This window comes from Mesorhizobium sp. M1E.F.Ca.ET.041.01.1.1, from assembly GCF_003997355.1.
GTDB lineage: Bacteria > Pseudomonadota > Alphaproteobacteria > Rhizobiales > Rhizobiaceae > Mesorhizobium.
The window spans coordinates 1-17,928 of record NZ_RZSL01000062.1; the positions used below are offsets into that span (position 1 = coordinate 1).

Below are 17,928 nucleotides of genomic sequence, written 5' to 3' on the forward strand. Positions count from 1 at the left end.
GCCTGGAGCCTGGCCAGCCGTTCCGGCGAGCGGCGTTTGCGGCTCGGTGCCCTGAGGTCGATGAAGCGCCCGCCGCCGATGGTTCGTTGCGCGGACGTGTCGCGCACTACATAAGCGTCGCCGGCAGCGGCGGCGATCGGGCTCTCCAGGACAATCTGGACCTTGGCCGTGCCGCCGGGTGCTATAGGCTCCTCGCCGAGAAGGACGATCCTGGCCCCGACCTCGGTCGCGGCGTGATGGAGCCGCACCGGGAACCATTGCCCGATCGGCTTTGGCTCGCTGCGCAGCACACGCAGCTCGGCGTCAATCCTGTCCGTCGGCGCATGAAGCGCGGGATCGAGGATCACATCTCCGCGTCGGATTGCCTCCTTGCTGACGCCGTCGCCGGCCAGATTGAGCGCGCAACGAGTTCCGGCGAGGCCGCGCTCGGCCACCCGGTTCTGGGCGTGGATCGAGCGAATGCGCGCGGCAAGTCCCGACGGGCTCACCACGACGCTGTCGCCGACACCGACGGAGCCTGAAAGGACGGTGCCGGTCACGACCGTGCCGATGCCGCGCAGGGTAAAGCAGCGGTCGACCGCCAATCGAAAGCGGCCCGAGGCTGAGCGCCTGGCAAAGCGCGATGCCTCTTCGAACAGCAGGCGTCGGAGGTCGTCGATGCCTTCTCCCGTGACGGCGGAAATGGGAATAACCTCAGCCTGTTCCAGGATACTGCCCGCGAGGGCGGAGCGGATGTCCGCGGCGACAGCCGCACGTCGTGAAGGATCGGCCAGATCGCATTTCGAGAGCACGACCAGCCCACGACTGACGCCAAGGAGATCGACGATCGCCAGATGCTCACGCGTCTGCGGCATGACGCCGTCGTCGGCCGCCACGACCAGCAGCACGAAATCGATGCCGCTGGCTCCGGCAACCATCGTATGCACAAAGCGCTCGTGGCCGGGAACGTCGATGAAGCCGACCACGTCCCCGCTCGGCGTCGGAAGATAGGCGAAGCCAAGATCGATCGTCATGCCCCGCGCCTTCTCTTCTTGCAGCCGATCCGTGTCGACGCCGGTCAGCGCCTGCACCAGCGCTGTCTTGCCGTGGTCGACATGTCCCGCGGTGCCGACGATCATGGCGCAGGCTCCTCGAGCGGCAACGTAGCGCGGCGTTCAGCCTCAGCGATTTCGCGCATGGTGAGAGCAGCGCGCGCCGCGTCCACGTACCGGCCTGCGATTACACTGCCGCCTGCTTGCGCGCGCAGGAGCCACGCATAGGCTTCGACAGGGTCGGCTGGAACGCCAGCCCCGAGATGGCAGGCGGCGCCGAGCATGGCCTGACCGTCCGTATCGCCGAGCAACGCGGCTCTGCGCCACCAGCGGACCGCTTCGGCAGGATCGCGCGGCATGCCGAGGGCATTGTGGCAGAGCATGCCGATACGGGTCATCGCCGATGCAATGCCCTGCGCGGCGGCAGCCAGCGCCCAACGCCGCGCTTCGGCAAAGTCAGGCTCGATCACCTCACCCTCGAGCAGCATCCAGCTCAACATGTCCTGCGCCGGTCCGTCGCCCTGCTCCGCCGCGGCGCGATAGAGTTCGGCTGCGCGGCGGTAATTCTGTTCGACGCCTTCGCCACGGAAACAGAGCGAGGCGAGGTTCCGCTGCCCGACCGGATCCCCGGCTTCGGCGGCGAGCGCCAGCCAGCGGAAGGCGAGATCGCTGTCTCGTTCGACGCCGAGCCCCTCGGCGAAGCAGGCGCCGATATTGTTTTGGGCGCGAGCCGATCCCGACCGCGCCAGCGGCTCCCAGATGCCGAGAGCCGTGGCGTAGTCGCCCCGCTTGGCAGCGTCGATGGCGACCGCCAACTGGTCAGCAGCGGATGTCCGGGCCGGTTTGCGCGCCAGACGATCAAGCCACCGCACCACCGCCTCCTGGAGGGAAGCTCGCAAGATTGGCCGCCAAGCCGGCCTCGTCTTCGAGGCAGCGCAGATCGAGCATGAGTGCCTGCTTTTCGATGCGTCCGATCACCGGAACGGGCAGCGCCCGCAATGCCGCCGCAAGCATTTCCAGGGCTTGACCGCTTCCCGATTGGTGGCTGATGGCAAGCCCGGCGCTCGGCAGGGTGTCGAGTGGTAATGCGCCCGATCCGACCTGGCTTCGGCAGTCCACCACCTCCACTACAAATTCATCGCCCAGAACATTGGAAAGTACGGGAGCGAGGCGCCGGGCCTGCGCGGCAATATCAACAGCGGGGCGCGCGAGCAGCCTCAGCGTCGGCAGACGTTCCACCAAGCGATCCGGATTGCGGTAGAGCTTCAGCGTCGCCTCCAGCGCGGCCAGGCGGAGCTTGTCGAGGCGAAGCGCCCGCTTCATCGGGTTTCGGTTGACCTCGTCAAGAAGATCCTTCCGGCCGACGATGAAACCGGCCTGCGGTCCTCCGAGCAGCTTGTCGCCCGAGAAGGTGACGAGCTCGGCGCCGTCCGCAATCGCCTCGCGCACGGTGGGTTCGTGCTTGAGGCCGTATTGGGCAAGATCGATGAGCGTGCCCGAGCCGAGATCGTGGACGAGAGGCACCCCGCGCTCCTTGGCGATCGCCGAAAGCTCGCGCGCAGAGACCTCCGCCGTGAACCCATCGATCCGGTAGTTCGACGTGTGCACCTTGAAGACGACCCCGGTCGCCGGACCGATGGCCGACAGATAGTCCTTGGGATGCGTACGGTTGGTGGTCCCAACTTCAACGAGCTTCGCGCCTGAGCGCGTCATGATGTCCGGCATGCGGAACGAGCCGCCAATCTCGATCAGCTCGCCGCGTGACACGACGGCCTCGCGGCCAAGCGACAGCGTGTTGAGGACGAGAAGCACCGCGGCCGCGTTGTTGTTGACGACGGTTGCGTCCTCGGCCCCGGTGAGCTCGCATATGAGGGCCCGCAGATGATCGTCACGTTCGCCGCGTCTGCCGGTCCCGATGTCGAATTCGAGCGCCACTGCTTCACTCATGGCAGCGCGCATCGCCTCCAAAGCTTCGTTCGCGATCAGTGCACGGCCGAGATTGGTGTGCAGCACGGTGCCGGTCAGGTTGAAAACCGGGCGCAGCGATGGGCGCTCGGCGGCCTTGAGGCGGAGGAGCGCGTCGGCCGCGAGATCGCTCGGCTCGGGCACTTCAGTTCCGGTACGGCAAGCCGCCCGTGCTTCTTCCAGCGCATCGCGGATGGCGCGCGTCGTGGACTGCTGGCCGAAGCGCTCGACCGCCGCGGCCGCGAGCGGGGTCCTCAGCACGCGATCGACTGACGGGAGATCGCGCAGGCGGCTTGTGGGCAGACTGGTCATCGCGCACCTCAATAGCCTATGAGGAACGGATTGAAGGATCCGCGGCGATAGCCACCCTCGCGGACGAGGATGTCGAGCCCAAGCGTCGCCACGTCGTCGGCAACGGGATCGAGGCCGGGATCCTGATGCTGATGAAGGATCTTTACATAGCAGCTGCAGGAATCGCAGGTCTCGGCCTTCACCGTGCCCGACCCGCCGTCGATCTCCTGGTAGCCGATGCCCTTCGTCGAGCCGCACAGCGTGCATTTGATGCGCACGTAGTTCCACAGCGTGCTGCATAGCGAGCATGCGCAGAACCGCGCCCCATGAGCGCCCTGCCAACCGACGATGATCGAGGATGTCGGCGGGCTGCCGCAGGCGGGGCATGCGCCGTCGCCTACCGCCACCAGCGCGCGGGCATCGAGGCGGGCGGCGAGGCGAGCGAAGTTAACCTGTAGCGCGGCTGAGACATAGACATGCTCCGCGAGCGCCTCCATCGGAATCGCATTCGCGAGCACATTGCGTACCATGCCACCGCGCTTCGCCGGAGTGGCCTGCTTCAAACGGTCCAGCGCATCGGCCGCGAAGACCGGCTTCTTGATCTCCGACGCCGCGACGACCAGGCGGTCGAGCGTCTCGGCGATCGTGTCGAATGCCAGGTTGCTGCGGTCGAGCGGCGGCATTCCAAAGCTGCGCGCGCGCTCGCGTACTGCGACATCAGGCATCTCCGGCTCCGCTAAGCCTTCCTGAATGCGATGCTGCACATCGGCGAGAGCGGCAAGGAAGCGAAGATAGGGACCCAGCTCATGGCCCGCGGCCAGCGCGTTCCACCGCTCAGCGCGGCGAGAAAACAGAAGCGAAGGCTCGGGAAGGCGGGCAAAGGGAGGGGCAGAGACTTCGCCGATGGCGGTGGGGTCCGAACCGGCCGGAATGATCTGTCTTGGCATTCGAACCTCACGAACCGCACGGGCCACGTGGCTGCCTGACCGGCGCACAAAATCATGCGCAAACACAGAACTAGGGCGGAAAAGTCATCCCGCCAGCGCCCGCTCTATCCGGCGGGCTTCGATCCCGAGGGTCCTGCTCCCTTGCTCGATTTGGTGACGAGTTCCCGCAGCCATTTGCGGTGATGCCGCCAGGCCCAGCCGCCGGTCACCCGTCCTCGCGTCATGGCGGGGATGGTGCCGCGCACCCAGATGGCCGAGTAGAAATGGACGATCCAGACGCCGATGATGGCCACCGCCGCGATGGAGTGGACAAGTATGGCCACGCGCTTCTGATCGATTGTCGTATACTGGGCGAAATATTGATCCCAAGCCACCAATCCGCTGGAGATGAGGATCACAATCAGCACCGACATTGACCAGAAGACGAGCTTCTGGCCGGCATTGTACTTGCCGACCTCAGGAGCATTGTCCTCGTGGTTGGCCAGCACGTCGCGGAAACGGGCGAGCCACGTTCCGTCCTCGCGCTGCCACAGGTTGGCCTTCCAGAAGCGAAGGAACAGCCCGAGGAAGCTGAAGAAGAGCACGACACCGATCCATGGATGGATGAAGCGCGTGAACTGGCCGCCGCCGAAAAGTCCGGACAGGAAGAACAGGCTCGGGTGAAACATCGCAAGGCCGGACAGGGCGAGCAGGATCAGGCTGGCCGCCGTGATCCAGTGGTTGATCCGCGCGCCCACCGTGTACCGATCTACGATAACTGGCTTGCCGGGATGGATCTGTTCGTTCGGCTTCACGTCATCGGCGGCCATGGCTGTCGCCTTCCGTCAGCTCTTCGGCGTGCTCCTCATCCGCTTCGGACACCCTGTTGGGTCCCATGATCAAATGGTGAAGCAAGCCGACGCCGGCCGCCACGCCCAAGACCGTGAGGCCCGCATATTTGGTCACACCTTTCCATGCCTCCACCAGCGGACTGATCTTCGGGTCCTTCGGCAAGCCCGAGTAGAGTTCCGGCTGGTCGGCATGGTGCAGCACATACATCACATGTGTCCCGCCGACGCCCGGCGGATCGTAAAGGCCGGCATTGGCGAAGCCGCGCGACTTCAAGTCCTCGACGCGCTTGGCGGCCCAGCCTTTCATCTCGTCCTTGGTGCCGAAGACGATCGCCTGGGTTGGGCACGCCTTTGCGCAGGCCGGGCCCTGGCCGACCGCGACGCGGTCTGAGCAGAGCGTGCATTTATAGGCCGTGTGGTCGACTTTGGAGATGCGCGGGATGTTGAACGGGCAGCCCTTGATGCAGTAGCCGCAGCCGATGCAGTTCTCGTGGACGAAATCGACGATGCCGTTCGAATACTGCACGATCGCGCCCGGCGCCGGGCAGGCCTTGAGGCAGCCCGGATCGGCGCAGTGCATGCAGCCGTCCTTCCTGATCAGCCATTCGAGCTCGTTGGTCTCGGGATTGTCCCATTCGCTGTAGCGCATCAGCGTGAACATGTCCGGCGTCAGGTCGGGAGGGTTCTCGAAGGCGCCGTCGAAGACGCCGACCGGCGGGGGCGTGTCGTTCCATTCGATGCAGGCCGTCTGGCAGGCCTTGCAGCCGATGCATTTCGAGACATCGATGAGCTTGGCGACTTCCGTCAACCGCTGCTCGGGGGCAGGCACGGTCGACGCCGAGCGGCGGATGAGGTCCTTCTCGGAAAGACGCGGCGCAGTGTCCGTTGTCGAAGGGTTTGGAAGGGGAGGGAACATCGCTCGCTCCTCCTATGCCACCGGCCCTGGTGCGGGCTCGATATTGACCAGGAACGCCTTGTACTCGGGCGTCTCGATATTGGCGTCACCGACAAAGGGAGTGAGCATGTTCGGGCCGAAGCCTTTCTTCGCCGCTCCGGTGAAGCCCCAGTGCAGCGGAATGCCGACGATATGGACGATCTTGCCGTCGCAGGTGAGCGGCTTGATCCGCTTGGTCACCATGGCCTTCGCCACGACCGAACCGCGCTTCGACCAGACGCGCACCCAGCCGCCCTTGGTGATCCCCTTCTCGGCTGCAAGCTGTTCCGAAATCTCCACGAAGAACTCCGGTTGCATCACCGCATTGACGATGACGTGCTTGGTCCAGAAGTGGAAATGCTCGGTCAGGCGGTAGGAGGTCGCCGCATAGGGGAACTCCTTGGAAGCCGCTTCGGCAAACTGGGCCATGTCGCCCTCGAATACACGGGCGGCCGGATTGCCGCGGACTTTGGGCGCGACCGGATTGACGATCGGCGACTCGAACGGCTCGTAATGGGCCGGGAACGGTCCGTCGCGCATCATGCCCCGGGTAAAGAGACGCGAGACGCCTTCCGGGTTCATGATGAACGGGCCGACCTGATCGGGCTTCGCGGTCGGCACAATATCAGGTACGTCGTAACCCGACCATTTCTGGCCGTCCCATGCGATCACTTTGCGGCTCGGATCCCAAGGTTTTCCGGTGAGGTCAGCCGACGCCCTGTTGTAGAGGATGCGGCGGTTGGCAGGCCATGAGAACGCCCATTTCGAGTAGAAACCGGCGTCGTCCGGATCGGACGTATCGCGCCTTGCCATGTTGTTGCCGTTCTCGTTGAAGCAGCCGGAATAGATCCAGCAGCCGCAGGCGGTCGAGCCGTCGTCACGCAGCGCGGCAAAGGCCGGCAGCAGCTTGCCGGCCTCGGCCAGCACCTTCGTCGGGTCGGCCGTGTCGGTCACCCTTGCGAGTGCCCGGCCGTTGATCTCCTGGGCCAGCTCCTCGGCCTTCGGATCGCCGGGATCGGCATAAGGCCAGTTGAGCTTGACGATCGGATCGGGGAAAGCGCCGCCTTCCTTGGCGTAGAGCTCCTTCAGGCGCAGATGGAGCTGCGCCATGATCCAGGTATCGCGCTTGGCTTCGCCGGGGGGCGTGCCGCCGGCCCAATGCCACTGCAGCCAGCGCCCTGAATTGACCAGCGAGCCGTCGTCTTCGGCGAAGCAGGTCGAGGGCAGCTGGTAGACTTCCGTCTGGATCTTCGTCGGATCGACATCGTTATACGGCCCATGGTTCTCCCAGAACCGCCCCGTCTCCGTGTCCAGCGGATCCATGATGACGAGGAATTTGAGCTTCGAAAGGGACTCGATCACCTTCTTCTTGTTCGGGGCCGCCTGCAGCGGGTTGAAGCCCTGGCAGAAATAGCCGTTCATCTTGCCCTGGTGCATGAGTTCGAAAGCGCGCAGCAGGTCGTAGCCCGGCAAGTCGAGCTTCGGCAGGTAGTCATAGGCGAAGTCGTTCTCCGGCGTTGCCGCATCGCCCCACATCGACTTCTGGAAGCTGACGAAGAACTTCTTGTAGTTCTGCCAATAGCTCATCTGGTTCGGCCGCAGCGGCTTGAAACCGCGCGTCGACATGTAGGCCGCCAGATCCGGCTCCTTCTGCGTCGGCAGCGTGAGATAGCCGGGCAGCAGGTTCGACATCAGCCCGAGGTCGGTCAGCCCCTGGATGTTCGAATGGCCGCGCAGCGCATTCATGCCGCCGCCGCGAATGCCGATATTGCCGAGAACAAGCTGCAGCATCGCCATGGCGCGGATGTTCTGCGAGCCCTTCGAGTGCTGGGTCCAGCCGAGCGCGTACATCGACGTCATCGCCTTGGTCGGCGAAGAGGTCTCCGCGACCATCGCGGCCACCTTCAGGAACTTCTCCTTCGGCGTGCCGCAGATGCGCTCGACCATCTCCGGCGCATAGACGGAGACGTGGTTCTTCAGGAGGTTCCAGACGCAGCGTGGATTCTGCAGCGTCTCGTCGACGACGGCAAAGCCGTCCGGACCTATGTCATAGTCCCAACTGGACTTGTCGTAGTCCCGCTTCGTCTCGTCATAGCCGGAGAAGAGGCCGTCCTTGTAGGTGAAACCCTCCTTGACGACATAGGTCGCGTTGGTGAAGGCCTTCACATAGTCCCATTGCACCTTGTCGTGCTGGATACAGTAGTTGATCAGGCCGAGCAGGAAGGCGATGTCCGTTCCCTGGCGGATCGGTGCGTAAAGGTCCGACACCGAAGCCGAGCGCGTGAAGCGCGGGTCGATGACGATAAGCTTGGCGCCGCGGTTGGCTTTCGCTTCCGTGACCCATTTGAAGCCGCAAGGATGCGCTTCCGCAGCATTGCCGCCCATGATCACAACCAGATCCGTATTCCTGATGTCGGTCCAGGAATTGGTCATTGCGCCACGGCCGAATGTTGGGGCGAGACTCGCCACCGTCGGACCGTGTCAGACACGCGCCTGGTTGTCGAACACCAGCATTCCCGCGCTGCGCACCACCTTGTAGGTCGCGAACGCGGTTTCATTGGTCGAAGCCGAGGCGGCAAGGAATCCGGTGGAGATCCACCGGTTGACCGTCACGCCGTCATTGTTCCTCGCGACGAAGTTCTTGTCGCGATCGTCCTTCATCAATCGGGCGATGCGACCGAGCGCGTCTTCCCAGCTAATCGGCTCGAACTTGTCGGATCCGGGCTTGCGGACCATCGGATGCTGCAGGCGGGTCGGAGATTTCACGAAACCGAGCAGAGCCGACCCCTTGGGGCACAGAGTGCCGCGATTGGTCGGGTGGTCGGTATCGCCCTCGATATGAGTGATGTCGGCCTTTTCGCCCTTCCTGAGATCGCCTTTCGAATACAGGATTATGCCGCAGGCCACCGAGCAGTACGGGCAGGTGTTGCGCGTCTCGGTCGTGTTGGCGAGCTTGAAGGACCGTATCGCCGCCGCATGCGCGGCCTCGATGTCGGCGAAGCCGAAAGCCCCTAACGCCGTGCCGGCGAGACCCGCGCCTGCCGTCTGCAGCAACGCGCGCCGTGAGAGTTCAAGATTCATCTGGAGTTCCTCCCGAATTCCATGCCCATTGGGGGCATCCAGAACCAAGGATATGCACGCCATTTTGAGCCGAATTGGCGCAATGTCAAACACTTAGAGCGCAGATCGGAGTCGGCAAATGGTTCGCACAGGAAAATGCGATTGACGCTTTTCGGAATGTGACACTACAGTGTGGCGTGGTGTTGGAAACGGCTCCCGCGTTGCGGGGCGATATCACCGAAGCACCTCCGCGCCTGACCAGCCTTGCTCATGGCGGCGGTTGCGGCTGTAAGCTGGCGCCCTCGGTCCTGCAGCAACTTCTCGCAGAGCAGGCGCAATCAAATCCCTTTCGGCAGCTCCTTGTCGGCACAGAAACCGGAGATGATGCCGCGGTCTGGCAGATGGACGACACGACCTGCGTGCTCGCGACCACCGATTTCTTCATGCCGATGGTGGACGATCCGTACGACTTCGGCCGCATCGCCGCGACCAACGCCCTCTCCGACATCTACGCAATGGGCGGACGTCCGATCATGGCCCTGGCCATCCTCGGAATGCCTCTCGACAAGCTGCCGACACACACCGTGCGGGAAATCCTGAAGGGCGGCCGCGATATTTGCGCCACCGCCGGAATACCGGTCGCTGGCGGCCATTCGATCGACACGCCGGAACCGATCTATGGGCTTGCCGTGATCGGCACCTGCCGGCCGGCGGACATCCGGCGCAATTCGGAAGCCAGGCCGGGAGATGCCTTGATCCTGACCAAAGGACTCGGCGTCGGAATCTATTCCGCGGCCATCAAAAGGCAGGCGTTACCGCGCGGCGGCTATGAAGAGATGATTGCTTCGACGACCCTTCTCAATCGGATTGGGGCCGACCTCGCCGCGGACGCGAGCGTGCATGCGATCACGGATGTGACCGGCTTCGGCTTGATCGGACACGCCCTCGAGATGGCGCGCGGCTCCGGCTGCGCACTCGTGATCCGCGACCAAGACGTTCCCGTCTTTGCACAGGCCGCATCACTCGCGGAACAAGGCTTCGTCACTGGCGCATCGCGCCGCAATTGGGCGAGTTACGGCGATGCGGTGCGGCTGTCCAATGGCATGCCGGAATGGCGGCGTCATCTTCTTACCGACCCGCAGACTTCCGGTGGGCTGCTGATCGCTTGTGACAACGCCGATGCACTGGCCGAGACAATCGTCGCGCGTGGCTATCCGTCGGCTAGAGTGATCGGACGGGTCGAGCGCGGGCGACCTGTCGTAACGATCGAGGAATGAATGTCAGGATGGGGTCAGTTCACGACCCCAAACCGGCAGGTTAAAGCATGTCTCCCGAAAGTGGGACCCGGTTTCGGGACAAAGACATGCGTAAAATCAATAGTTTAAAGCGCAGGGAGCGAATCTGAAAGATCGCGACACGCTTTAACCGTCTGAATGTTAGTTACGAAGCCGGAAAGCTGCAATTCCACTTCGGCCCCAGCAGTGCAGTACGCCGCGCCGTGCGCGAGGACGCTCTGCCCCGCCTGAAGACGACTATGCTGGAACAGTCCCTGCCACGCGGTCAGGCCCGAGATTGGCAAGGCTCGCACCCACCGTGAAATCGACGTCGCCCGGCCGCGTAGGCGAGATAACCAAGACTGATCGCGAGCGTCGAATGACGAAAGCCGCAAATGCGGTCAATTGCCTCCGTACATGACCTTCGGCAGCCATATGACGATCGAGGGGAACACGATGCACAGTCCTACTCCGATCGCCTGCAGGCACAAGAAGGGGACCGCGGATCGGAAGATTGTCGCCATCGATATCTCCGGCGGCGCAACACTCTTCAGGTAAAACAGCGAATAGCCGAACGGTGGGCTCAGGAACGCCATCTGCATGTTGACCATGAAAATGACGCCATACCAAAGCGGCACATCTTCAGGAGCTACGCCGGCTAACCCGAAAGTGCCGCCGAATTGAAGCGTTTTTAAAATGGGCAGGAAGATCGGTACGGTCAGAAGGAGGATGCCCACCCAGTCCAGAAACATGCCGAGGACGAACAGGATGATCATCATCAGAACAAGAACGCCGTAAGGCGCCAAGCCTGTTCCGAGTATGGATTCGGCAACGAAGTTCTGCCCACCCTTCAAGATGAAGAAGCCGACGAACATGGTGGCGCCGAAGAATATCCACATGACCATCGCCGTGGCCTTGAGCGTCGCGACACCGGCTTCCCGGATCGTGTCCCAGGTGAGGCGCCGATGCGCGGCACAGACGATGAAGGCACCGAACGTGCCGATGCCTGCAGCTTCGACCGGCGTGGCAATGCCCATGAAGATGACCCCGAGCACAAGCAGGATCAGCAATATCGGCATGAACGTGCGGCGCAAAAGCTTGAGTTTTGCGGCGAATGCGATGCGTTCGTTCGGTGGCAACGCCGGGCCGAGCTTGGGGTTGATGTAACAGCGCGTCGTCACGTAGGCGACGTACATTCCGGACAGCAGCAACCCGGGAAACACCGACCCGATCAAGAGCTCGCCCAGCGACTGCTGCGCCACGACGGCATAGACGATCGCCATGACGGAAGGGGGTATGAGAATGCCAAGGGTCCCGCCGGCAAGAAGCGAGCCGCAAGCGAGCTTGGCGTCGTAGTTGCGGCGCAGCATGGCAGGCAGCGCGATCATGCCCATCGTCACTTCCGTCGCTCCGACCACGCCGACCATCGCGGCCAGCAGCGTGCAGGAGATGACCGTGGCCGAGGCGAGCCCGCCTTTCAGTCCGCCCAGCCATTTGTAGACGACGTCGAACAGCTCCTCGATGATGCCCGCCTTCTCGAGAATCGCGGCCATGAAGATGAAAAGCGGCACCGCCGAGAGCTGATAATCCGTCATGAATGGGAAGACCCGAGACGAGCATGTTCAGCATGGCCGAATTGCCGAACAGAAAGAGGAAAAGCACGGCAAGGCTGCCGGTGCAAAAGGCCATCGGCAATCCGAGCAGCAAAAGCACGCCCAGACCACCGAACATCAATATGCTGAGCCACAGGATCGGAAGCTCGAGACCCATCGCTCAGCCAATCCTTCCGAACGCGGTGGCGATGTCTCGCATCAACCGGGACACACCCTGAAGCAACAGGAGCGCCGCCCCGATGGGGATTGCGAGCTTCACCGGCCAGTATTGAATGCCCCATTCGGTGAACGAGCGTTCGCCAACCGCCATGGCATCGCTCGCAAATCGCCACCCTGTGACCAGCATGGTGCCGGTGAACAGGAAGAAGAAGGCCGAGGTGATGATGTCGCAGATGGCCCGACCGCGTTCGGAGAGGTGGCTGTAGACGATGTCTACCCTGACATGGGTCTCGTCGCGATAGGCATAGGCTCCCGCCAGCATGTACTGGATGCCGAACATGAGAAACATGCTCTCATGCACCCAGTTCGTCGGCGAGTTGAAGACGTAACGGGCCACGACCTCGTAATAATAGGCGATGACCGCGAGCACTGACCAGTAGGCGACCAACTCGCCCGTCACTCTTACCAGCCGATCAACGGGCCGGAAAACAGCGAGCGGAGCTTTGACCGGCGTGGCGGGTACATCAGTCACCAGCGGATGGGTGTCGGTTGGGGCCGGTTGGACCTCACGTTCGCGAGCGCGGCGAACCAGGCCTGGCATCAGAAAGACGTCGCCCGCGAGAACGAGGCCGAGGAGAATTCCGGCAATTCGGGCAAGGGTGTTCGAGCGGGCGAGTCCAGCAATGGCAGCAGCGTCATTGCCGTGAGCCGTCACCGCATCCGCCTCGGCCTTCGCAAGGCGACCGGCGGCACCGCTCTTGCCGGATGTGACATCGGCCCTGGTTTGCGTCAGGACCCTTTCGGCATGCTCCGCTTGGGATCGAGCCAGCGACAATGCTTCGCGTCCATCCCGCACCTGGGCACTGGTCCAGAGAACGGCGACGAAGAACGGGATGAACAAGAACCCCCAGCGGCTCTTCAGGTAGAAACGGTGCATCCCGAGAAAACCGGCAGTGACCAGGAAGAAATAGGCGAGGAACAAATTGGCTCGGCCGGCGTCGCGTCGAGCCCGCTCGCGATAGACGAAGAAGACCGCGGCAAGCGGAAAGACCACGAGGCTCGACCAGTAGAGCCAGTGCGGCAGCACAAATGTGAGTGAGGGCATCGGCGACTGCCTCTTGAAGGAGAGTGCGCCCGCCCGAACAGGACGGGCGCGGAGAGCCTCAGAGATTGATCGACAGCCCCTGATACATGTCCGGCGTTACGTAGCCGAGAGTCGGGTTCTCCATCACCTCAAGCTGCAGCTTGAAGATGCGCGCCGCGTCCTTGTCCTTGTTGGCCCATTCGAACCAGATCGGCACCGCGATTTCCTGGAACTTCTGGAGGTCTTCCGCGCCAAGCCGGTTGATTTCAATGCCCGCGTCGGTGAATTTGTGCCAAGCCTCCATGTCGGCCTTCTGGATGGCCCCGAAATGGGTGTTCGAATAGACTTGGATTTCGTCTTCGACGAACTTCTTGAGGTTGTCCGGGATTTGGTTCCAGACATTCATGTTGACGGCGAAATCCATCAGGTCGACGGGCTGATACACCGACATCAGTCCGGGCGGCCCCATGGAAATGTATTTGGTCACCTGCTGGAAGCCGAGCGCCCAGTTTACCGCCGGGCCCGTGTAGTCGGCCGCATCGATCGTGCCTTTCTCCAGCGCTGAGAACACCTCGCCGCCCGGCAGCAGCGTCGTCTTGGCGCCGGCTTTCGCGAATGTCTCTGCGATCATTCCGCCCGGTACGCGCAGCTTCAGATCCCTGAAATCCTCGATCGAGCGGATCGGTGTCTTTGAGTGGATGATGTTCGGGCCGTGATGAATGCGGTTGACGTAGTAAAGACCTTGTTTGGCATAAAGGTCGCGCGCGGCCTGCAGACCACCTTTCGAATAGAAAAAGATGTCCCATTCGTGCGGATAGCGTAGCCCCATCGTGTAAGAGGACAGGAACGCTGCGGCGGGAAGCTTTCCGGCCCAGTAAAGTGAAAACGAGTTCATCGCCTCCAGGACGCCGTTCTTCACCCCGTCGAGGAGTTCGAAGTCACCTACGATATCCTTGGCCTTGAACGGCTGAAATTCGAGTTGTCCTCCAGTCTTTTCCTTGATGGTGCCACACCAGTTCTGGAAAGTTTCAAGTCCGACACCTGCCGGCCACGAGGTTTGAATTTTCCAGGTGATTGTGTCGGCGGCTCCGGCCCTTCGAACCCAGGGAGCGGTAACCGCCGTCGCCGCCAGCCCAGCGACAAGTCCACTCGTCTTCAGAAATCTTCGCCTTGATTGGGAACGCGATTCTCCGTCCATTGCCTTCCTCCCTGTTCGGCGAGCGGACAAATGATGGGCCCGCCGCCGGTCTCAAAGACTTAAAACCAATGACACAAGGATGTTCCTTTTGGTGATTCAGAGCTGCCCATTTTCGCAATCGCTTCCGGCCGAATTGCCAGCGCCGCAAACGAGTGCGAAAGGAAACCGTGCAGCTTACAAGTAACATAGCGCGGCGCGACCATTTTCAATCGCTGGACGTCCGAACCATAGTATGCCCGTGCGGCTTCAATAAATCCATCCGTGAGCGGGTCATCGTCTGGTAAACGCCGCGTTCCTCCTGCTGATCCAGCGCTCGGCGTGACTTCCGTCCTTGCTGCTCAGGCCGGAATGTTGGCCAGGTGACTGCACTCCATGGTCCCGGTCTGCATTGAAGCAGCATGCCGCCAGCGGTGCTGACCGCCGCCTCGATGGCTAAGGCAATGCTGGCGTTCGGATCGCAGCCCTGATCCCGCACATGCTGGAAGCCTTCGTCCGTTCGGATCGCGGTTGGCGCAGCCGTAAGGCGAAGGCCGGTCGTGTCCCTCGACGAGGGGCGTCTCCAGCCAGCGGTGCAACGCGAAGCGGTGCTCAAGGGGACAGCTCCGCCTGAAGCCGTCCTAGTCTAGTGGCTTTACCCTAAGCGGAGCACCAGTCCCCGCAACAGGCCGGCTGGCAAGATCATCGATCAATTCTGGCTGTGCGCGGAATGTTGGGCCTGCGCGGGATGATCGCCGTCGACCCACTGGATGATCATCCGGAATTGCACTTTCGCTTGCGAATAGTTGCGATAGAAGTCGAGAAGTTCTCCCGTGGGTTCCGACAAGCGTTGGAAGCCCGAAATGAAGGCGACGATCGTGCCGATCGTCGTCTGCCCGCGGATCACAAGATAGCCGCCAACGATCAGGACCATCAGCGACCCCATCGCGTTGGCTACATTCATTGACGTCTTCAGCCCGAACCTCAACAAATAGAATTCGATGCGGTTGCTGAAGATCGTGCGTATGGTGCGAAAGGCTGCTCGGCGCTTCGTCGAGTGACTGGCGAAGGAATTGACTGCCTGGTTGCCAAGCTTTCGGACCAGCGCGACCTGCCGTTCCACGAGTGTGTTCAGGTCCTTCTGCATGTAAAGCGCAAGCAGGATCTGCGGCAGAAGTGACACGCCGCTGACCAGAGCGATCACCGGCTGCATGTAGATCATGTAAGATATGACGGAGATCATTATCGTGACGTTGACGACGCATTCAGAGATGCTGGTGCCGACAAATGCGCCAACATAGTCGATCTCGTTGCCGATGATGCCGGCGGTCTGGCCACTCCTTGCATGCTCGCGCGCGGACCTCTGCGTGGCGACGACAGCGAGTTGGTCGCGGGCCGTCTTCACCACGCTCTCCCCGACCCATCCCTGATAGACGATCAGGGCGTATTTCAGCCCCGCATGCAGGAGTATAGCCGCAAGATACAGGCTGCCGAGCGCCAGAAGCGCCCGTACGTTCTTGTCGGCAATCGCCACATCGACGATCCGTCTCTGCAGGTCGATGGGGATAAAATTGGCCAAGGCAACCAAAATTGCGATCACGCTGACATAGACCTGATGCATGCCGCTGGCGCGCCGGACAAAGCCGGGAAACTTCTCGCCAGGGCGCATCACGTCGGCCATCGGCTCAAACGGGATGAAGCGCCGCGCAATTGTCGCGAAAACTCTGCTCACCTTCGATGCGCCTCCGTCGCCTCCATTTCCGGTCCAACCGATAAGGGCAACGCACCCTGTCGGTGACCAGCTGAACGGGCATCCTCAATCAGGCCCGGGACTGTCGCTCGGCCATGCCTTGCTCGCCGGCGTGGTCCCCGGTGGTGCCGGTCGTGCTCGAAGAAGAGCCTCTTCGACCATTCCGAGACCAGGGCATGGGCGATCGTGATGCGCTGCTTCAACGCGTCGGCCGCGCGAGAGGCGTTGTATTGACTGAAGCCGAGACCGCAACTCGCTAGGATGATTGCTCCGATGATGACGGCCTCGCGGCCTTCACCGACAACACCGGTAACGATCGCCGCGACGATCAGGACCAGAACCAGCGGATTGCGAAACCGCCGCAACAGGACCGCCAGCGCTTGTTCTCGCGGATGACCGGCGAACGTGTTTGGCCCGAGGCGCGAAAGCCCGTTGCGCGCCGCGGTCGCAGTCAGCTCGGTAGGCCGAGAGCGGCATTCCTGCAGCACCTCGATAGCCGGTCGCGACCAATAGGGCTCGCCCACGCCGCGCCACGTTGGGGAGGTTGAGTTCTCGATCATCACGATTTGATAGCGAAGAAGGCCGCGCGCCCCCTTGATCGGCATCAAGGCCGGGAGAATTTACGATCCGAGCTTAAGCAGGCAGGCTGCGCGATAGATGCGCTGGAGAGCTCAGAGCGTTGCGTGAACCGGGACCATCGTCCTGCCGGAGCCGCTGCTAGGACAGGCTTACGAAGGGAGGCCAGATCGGTGAAGTAAAGCTCCGGGATCAGACCTCCTTCGGCGCCATGTTCTGGTCCAGTTCGGCATCAACGCGCTGCTGCTTGCCGTGCTGGCGCAAGGCTGGAACATCATCGGCGGCTATGCCGGCTACGCCCCTTTCGGCAATTCGGTATTCTACGGCCTCGGCAGCTACGGCGTGGCGATCGCCATGGTGCAGTGGGAACTGCCCTTCGCCGTTGGGCTGATATTCGGCATGGCGATGGCGGGGCCTTCGCCTTATATCGTCAATCCTTATGCGATGATCGAATCCACCCGCATGCTGCTGGAATGGCTCGGCCACAACCGAGGCGTCGCCGCATCATCGATCATGGCAAGAGCGACCGTAGCCGTGCTCGCGCGGCCCGAAACGCGCACGGGCGACATACGCGGAACCACCAACACCGAAGGAATGACCAGCGCCATCGTCGCTGCCATCGAGAAGGAAGCTGAAAATGTCCTTGCATAGGATCGCCGTGATCGGCGGTGACGGCATCGGCCCCGAGGTCGTCGAAGCCGGAGTCAAAGTCCTGGAAGCTTTGGCTGCCGTCGAACCGGGCCTTACCTTCGAGTTCAAGCGCTTCGATTGGGGCTCGGACTACTATCGCCGCAACGGCAGCATGATGCCGCAGGACGGCCTGGCTCAGATCGAGGACTTCGATGCGATCTATTTCGGTTCGGTCGGCGACCCGAACCTGCCGGACGACATCACGCTGTGGGGTTTGCGCCTGGCCATCTGCCAAGGGTTCGACCAGTACGCCAATGTTCGGCCGACGCGCCTTTTGCCCGGCCTCACCGGCCCACTGCGGCCTGAACTCGGCCAGCAAATAGACTGGGTGATCGTACGCGAGAACAGCGAAGGCGAATATGCGGGTGTCGGTGGCCGCGCCCATCGCGGCCTGCCGATCGAGGTCGGCATGGACGTCGCTGTCTTCACCCGAGCCGGCACCGAGCGGATCGCCCGGTTTGCCTGCGACCTTGCCATGTCGCGCCCGCGCAAGCTCTTGACCGTCGTTACGAAGTCGAACGCGCAGCGCCATGGCATGGTGCTCTGGGAC

General features: G+C 62.4%; 14 protein-coding genes and 1 pseudogene. 3 read left to right on the forward strand and 12 right to left on the reverse strand.

The window, feature by feature from the left end; genetic code table 11:
• The 7 genes from selB to fdnG form a co-directional block, all read right to left on the reverse strand.
• Positions 1-1,118: selenocysteine-specific translation elongation factor (gene selB / locus EOA38_RS08080; RefSeq protein WP_127298905.1), on the reverse strand; the 1,118-nt coding region annotated here is incomplete at its 3' end.
• Positions 1,115-1,903 carry a tetratricopeptide repeat protein gene (locus tag EOA38_RS08085; RefSeq protein ID WP_127298906.1) on the reverse strand — a complete coding sequence of 263 codons (789 nt, stop codon included), beginning with the start codon at positions 1,901-1,903 and terminating at the stop codon, positions 1,115-1,117. The genes EOA38_RS08085 and selB, both read right to left, overlap by 4 nt.
• Positions 1,890-3,308, reverse strand: a complete 1,419-nt coding sequence (gene selA / locus EOA38_RS08090) for an L-seryl-tRNA(Sec) selenium transferase (RefSeq protein WP_126090224.1) — start codon at positions 3,306-3,308, stop codon at positions 1,890-1,892. Before selA ends, EOA38_RS08085 begins: the two co-directional genes overlap by 14 nt.
• Before the next feature lie 8 nt (positions 3,309-3,316).
• Complete coding sequence (gene fdhE / locus EOA38_RS08095; protein WP_127298907.1) at positions 3,317-4,234, reverse strand: formate dehydrogenase accessory protein FdhE; 918 nt, start codon at positions 4,232-4,234, stop codon at positions 3,317-3,319.
• A 104-nt stretch (positions 4,235-4,338) separates the two neighbouring features.
• The gene (locus EOA38_RS08100; RefSeq protein ID WP_127298908.1) at positions 4,339-5,043 is read right to left on the reverse strand and encodes a formate dehydrogenase subunit gamma; all 705 of its coding nucleotides are present in this window, start codon (positions 5,041-5,043) and stop codon (positions 4,339-4,341) included.
• Positions 5,030-5,980 (reverse strand): formate dehydrogenase subunit beta, encoded by a 951-nt coding sequence (gene fdxH, locus EOA38_RS08105; protein ID WP_127298909.1) that lies wholly within the window; start codon positions 5,978-5,980, stop codon positions 5,030-5,032. Before fdxH ends, EOA38_RS08100 begins: the two co-directional genes overlap by 14 nt.
• Before the next feature lie 12 nt (positions 5,981-5,992).
• Positions 5,993-9,079, reverse strand: a complete 3,087-nt coding sequence (gene fdnG, locus EOA38_RS08110) for a formate dehydrogenase-N subunit alpha (protein WP_127298910.1) — start codon at positions 9,077-9,079, stop codon at positions 5,993-5,995.
• A gap of 212 nt (positions 9,080-9,291) precedes the next feature.
• On the opposite strand from fdnG, the gene selD reads away from it, so the two are divergent.
• Positions 9,292-10,335 carry a selenide, water dikinase SelD gene (selD, locus tag EOA38_RS08115; protein ID WP_127298916.1) on the forward strand — a complete coding sequence of 348 codons (1,044 nt, stop codon included), beginning with the start codon at positions 9,292-9,294 and terminating at the stop codon, positions 10,333-10,335.
• A 398-nt stretch (positions 10,336-10,733) separates the two neighbouring features.
• Here selD and EOA38_RS08125 read toward each other — a convergent pair whose 3' ends face one another.
• The 5 genes from EOA38_RS08125 to EOA38_RS08150 all read right to left on the reverse strand — a co-directional run bounded on the left by EOA38_RS08125 (position 10,734) and on the right by EOA38_RS08150 (position 16,636).
• Positions 10,734-11,927, reverse strand: a complete 1,194-nt coding sequence (locus tag EOA38_RS08125) for a TRAP transporter large permease subunit (RefSeq protein WP_245480792.1) — start codon at positions 11,925-11,927, stop codon at positions 10,734-10,736.
• Between the two features lie 178 nt (positions 11,928-12,105).
• Positions 12,106-13,086: a TRAP transporter small permease subunit gene (locus EOA38_RS08130; RefSeq protein ID WP_245480793.1), complete on the reverse strand. Its 981-nt coding sequence runs from the start codon at positions 13,084-13,086 to the stop codon at positions 12,106-12,108.
• A gap of 181 nt (positions 13,087-13,267) precedes the next feature.
• Positions 13,268-14,386, reverse strand: a complete 1,119-nt coding sequence (gene dctP, locus EOA38_RS08135) for a TRAP transporter substrate-binding protein DctP (RefSeq protein WP_127298912.1) — start codon at positions 14,384-14,386, stop codon at positions 13,268-13,270.
• Positions 14,387-15,071: 685 nt separating this feature from the next.
• A complete protein-coding gene (locus EOA38_RS08145; protein ID WP_127298914.1) occupies positions 15,072-16,094 on the reverse strand; it encodes an ABC transporter ATP-binding protein in 1,023 nt (340 codons plus the stop codon).
• Positions 16,091-16,636, reverse strand: coding sequence for a cation-transporting P-type ATPase (locus tag EOA38_RS08150; RefSeq protein ID WP_189434549.1), 546 nt, complete (start codon positions 16,634-16,636; stop codon positions 16,091-16,093). The genes EOA38_RS08145 and EOA38_RS08150 overlap by 4 nt, the downstream gene beginning before the upstream one ends.
• A gap of 265 nt (positions 16,637-16,901) precedes the next feature.
• Between EOA38_RS08150 and EOA38_RS39045 the strand changes: the two are divergent.
• Positions 16,902-17,066 (forward strand): annotated as a pseudogene (locus EOA38_RS39045) (branched-chain amino acid ABC transporter permease); the annotation flags it as partial.
• A 259-nt stretch (positions 17,067-17,325) separates the two neighbouring features.
• The coding region (locus tag EOA38_RS08160; RefSeq protein ID WP_245480794.1) for an isocitrate/isopropylmalate family dehydrogenase at positions 17,326-17,928 on the forward strand (603 nt) is incomplete at its 3' end.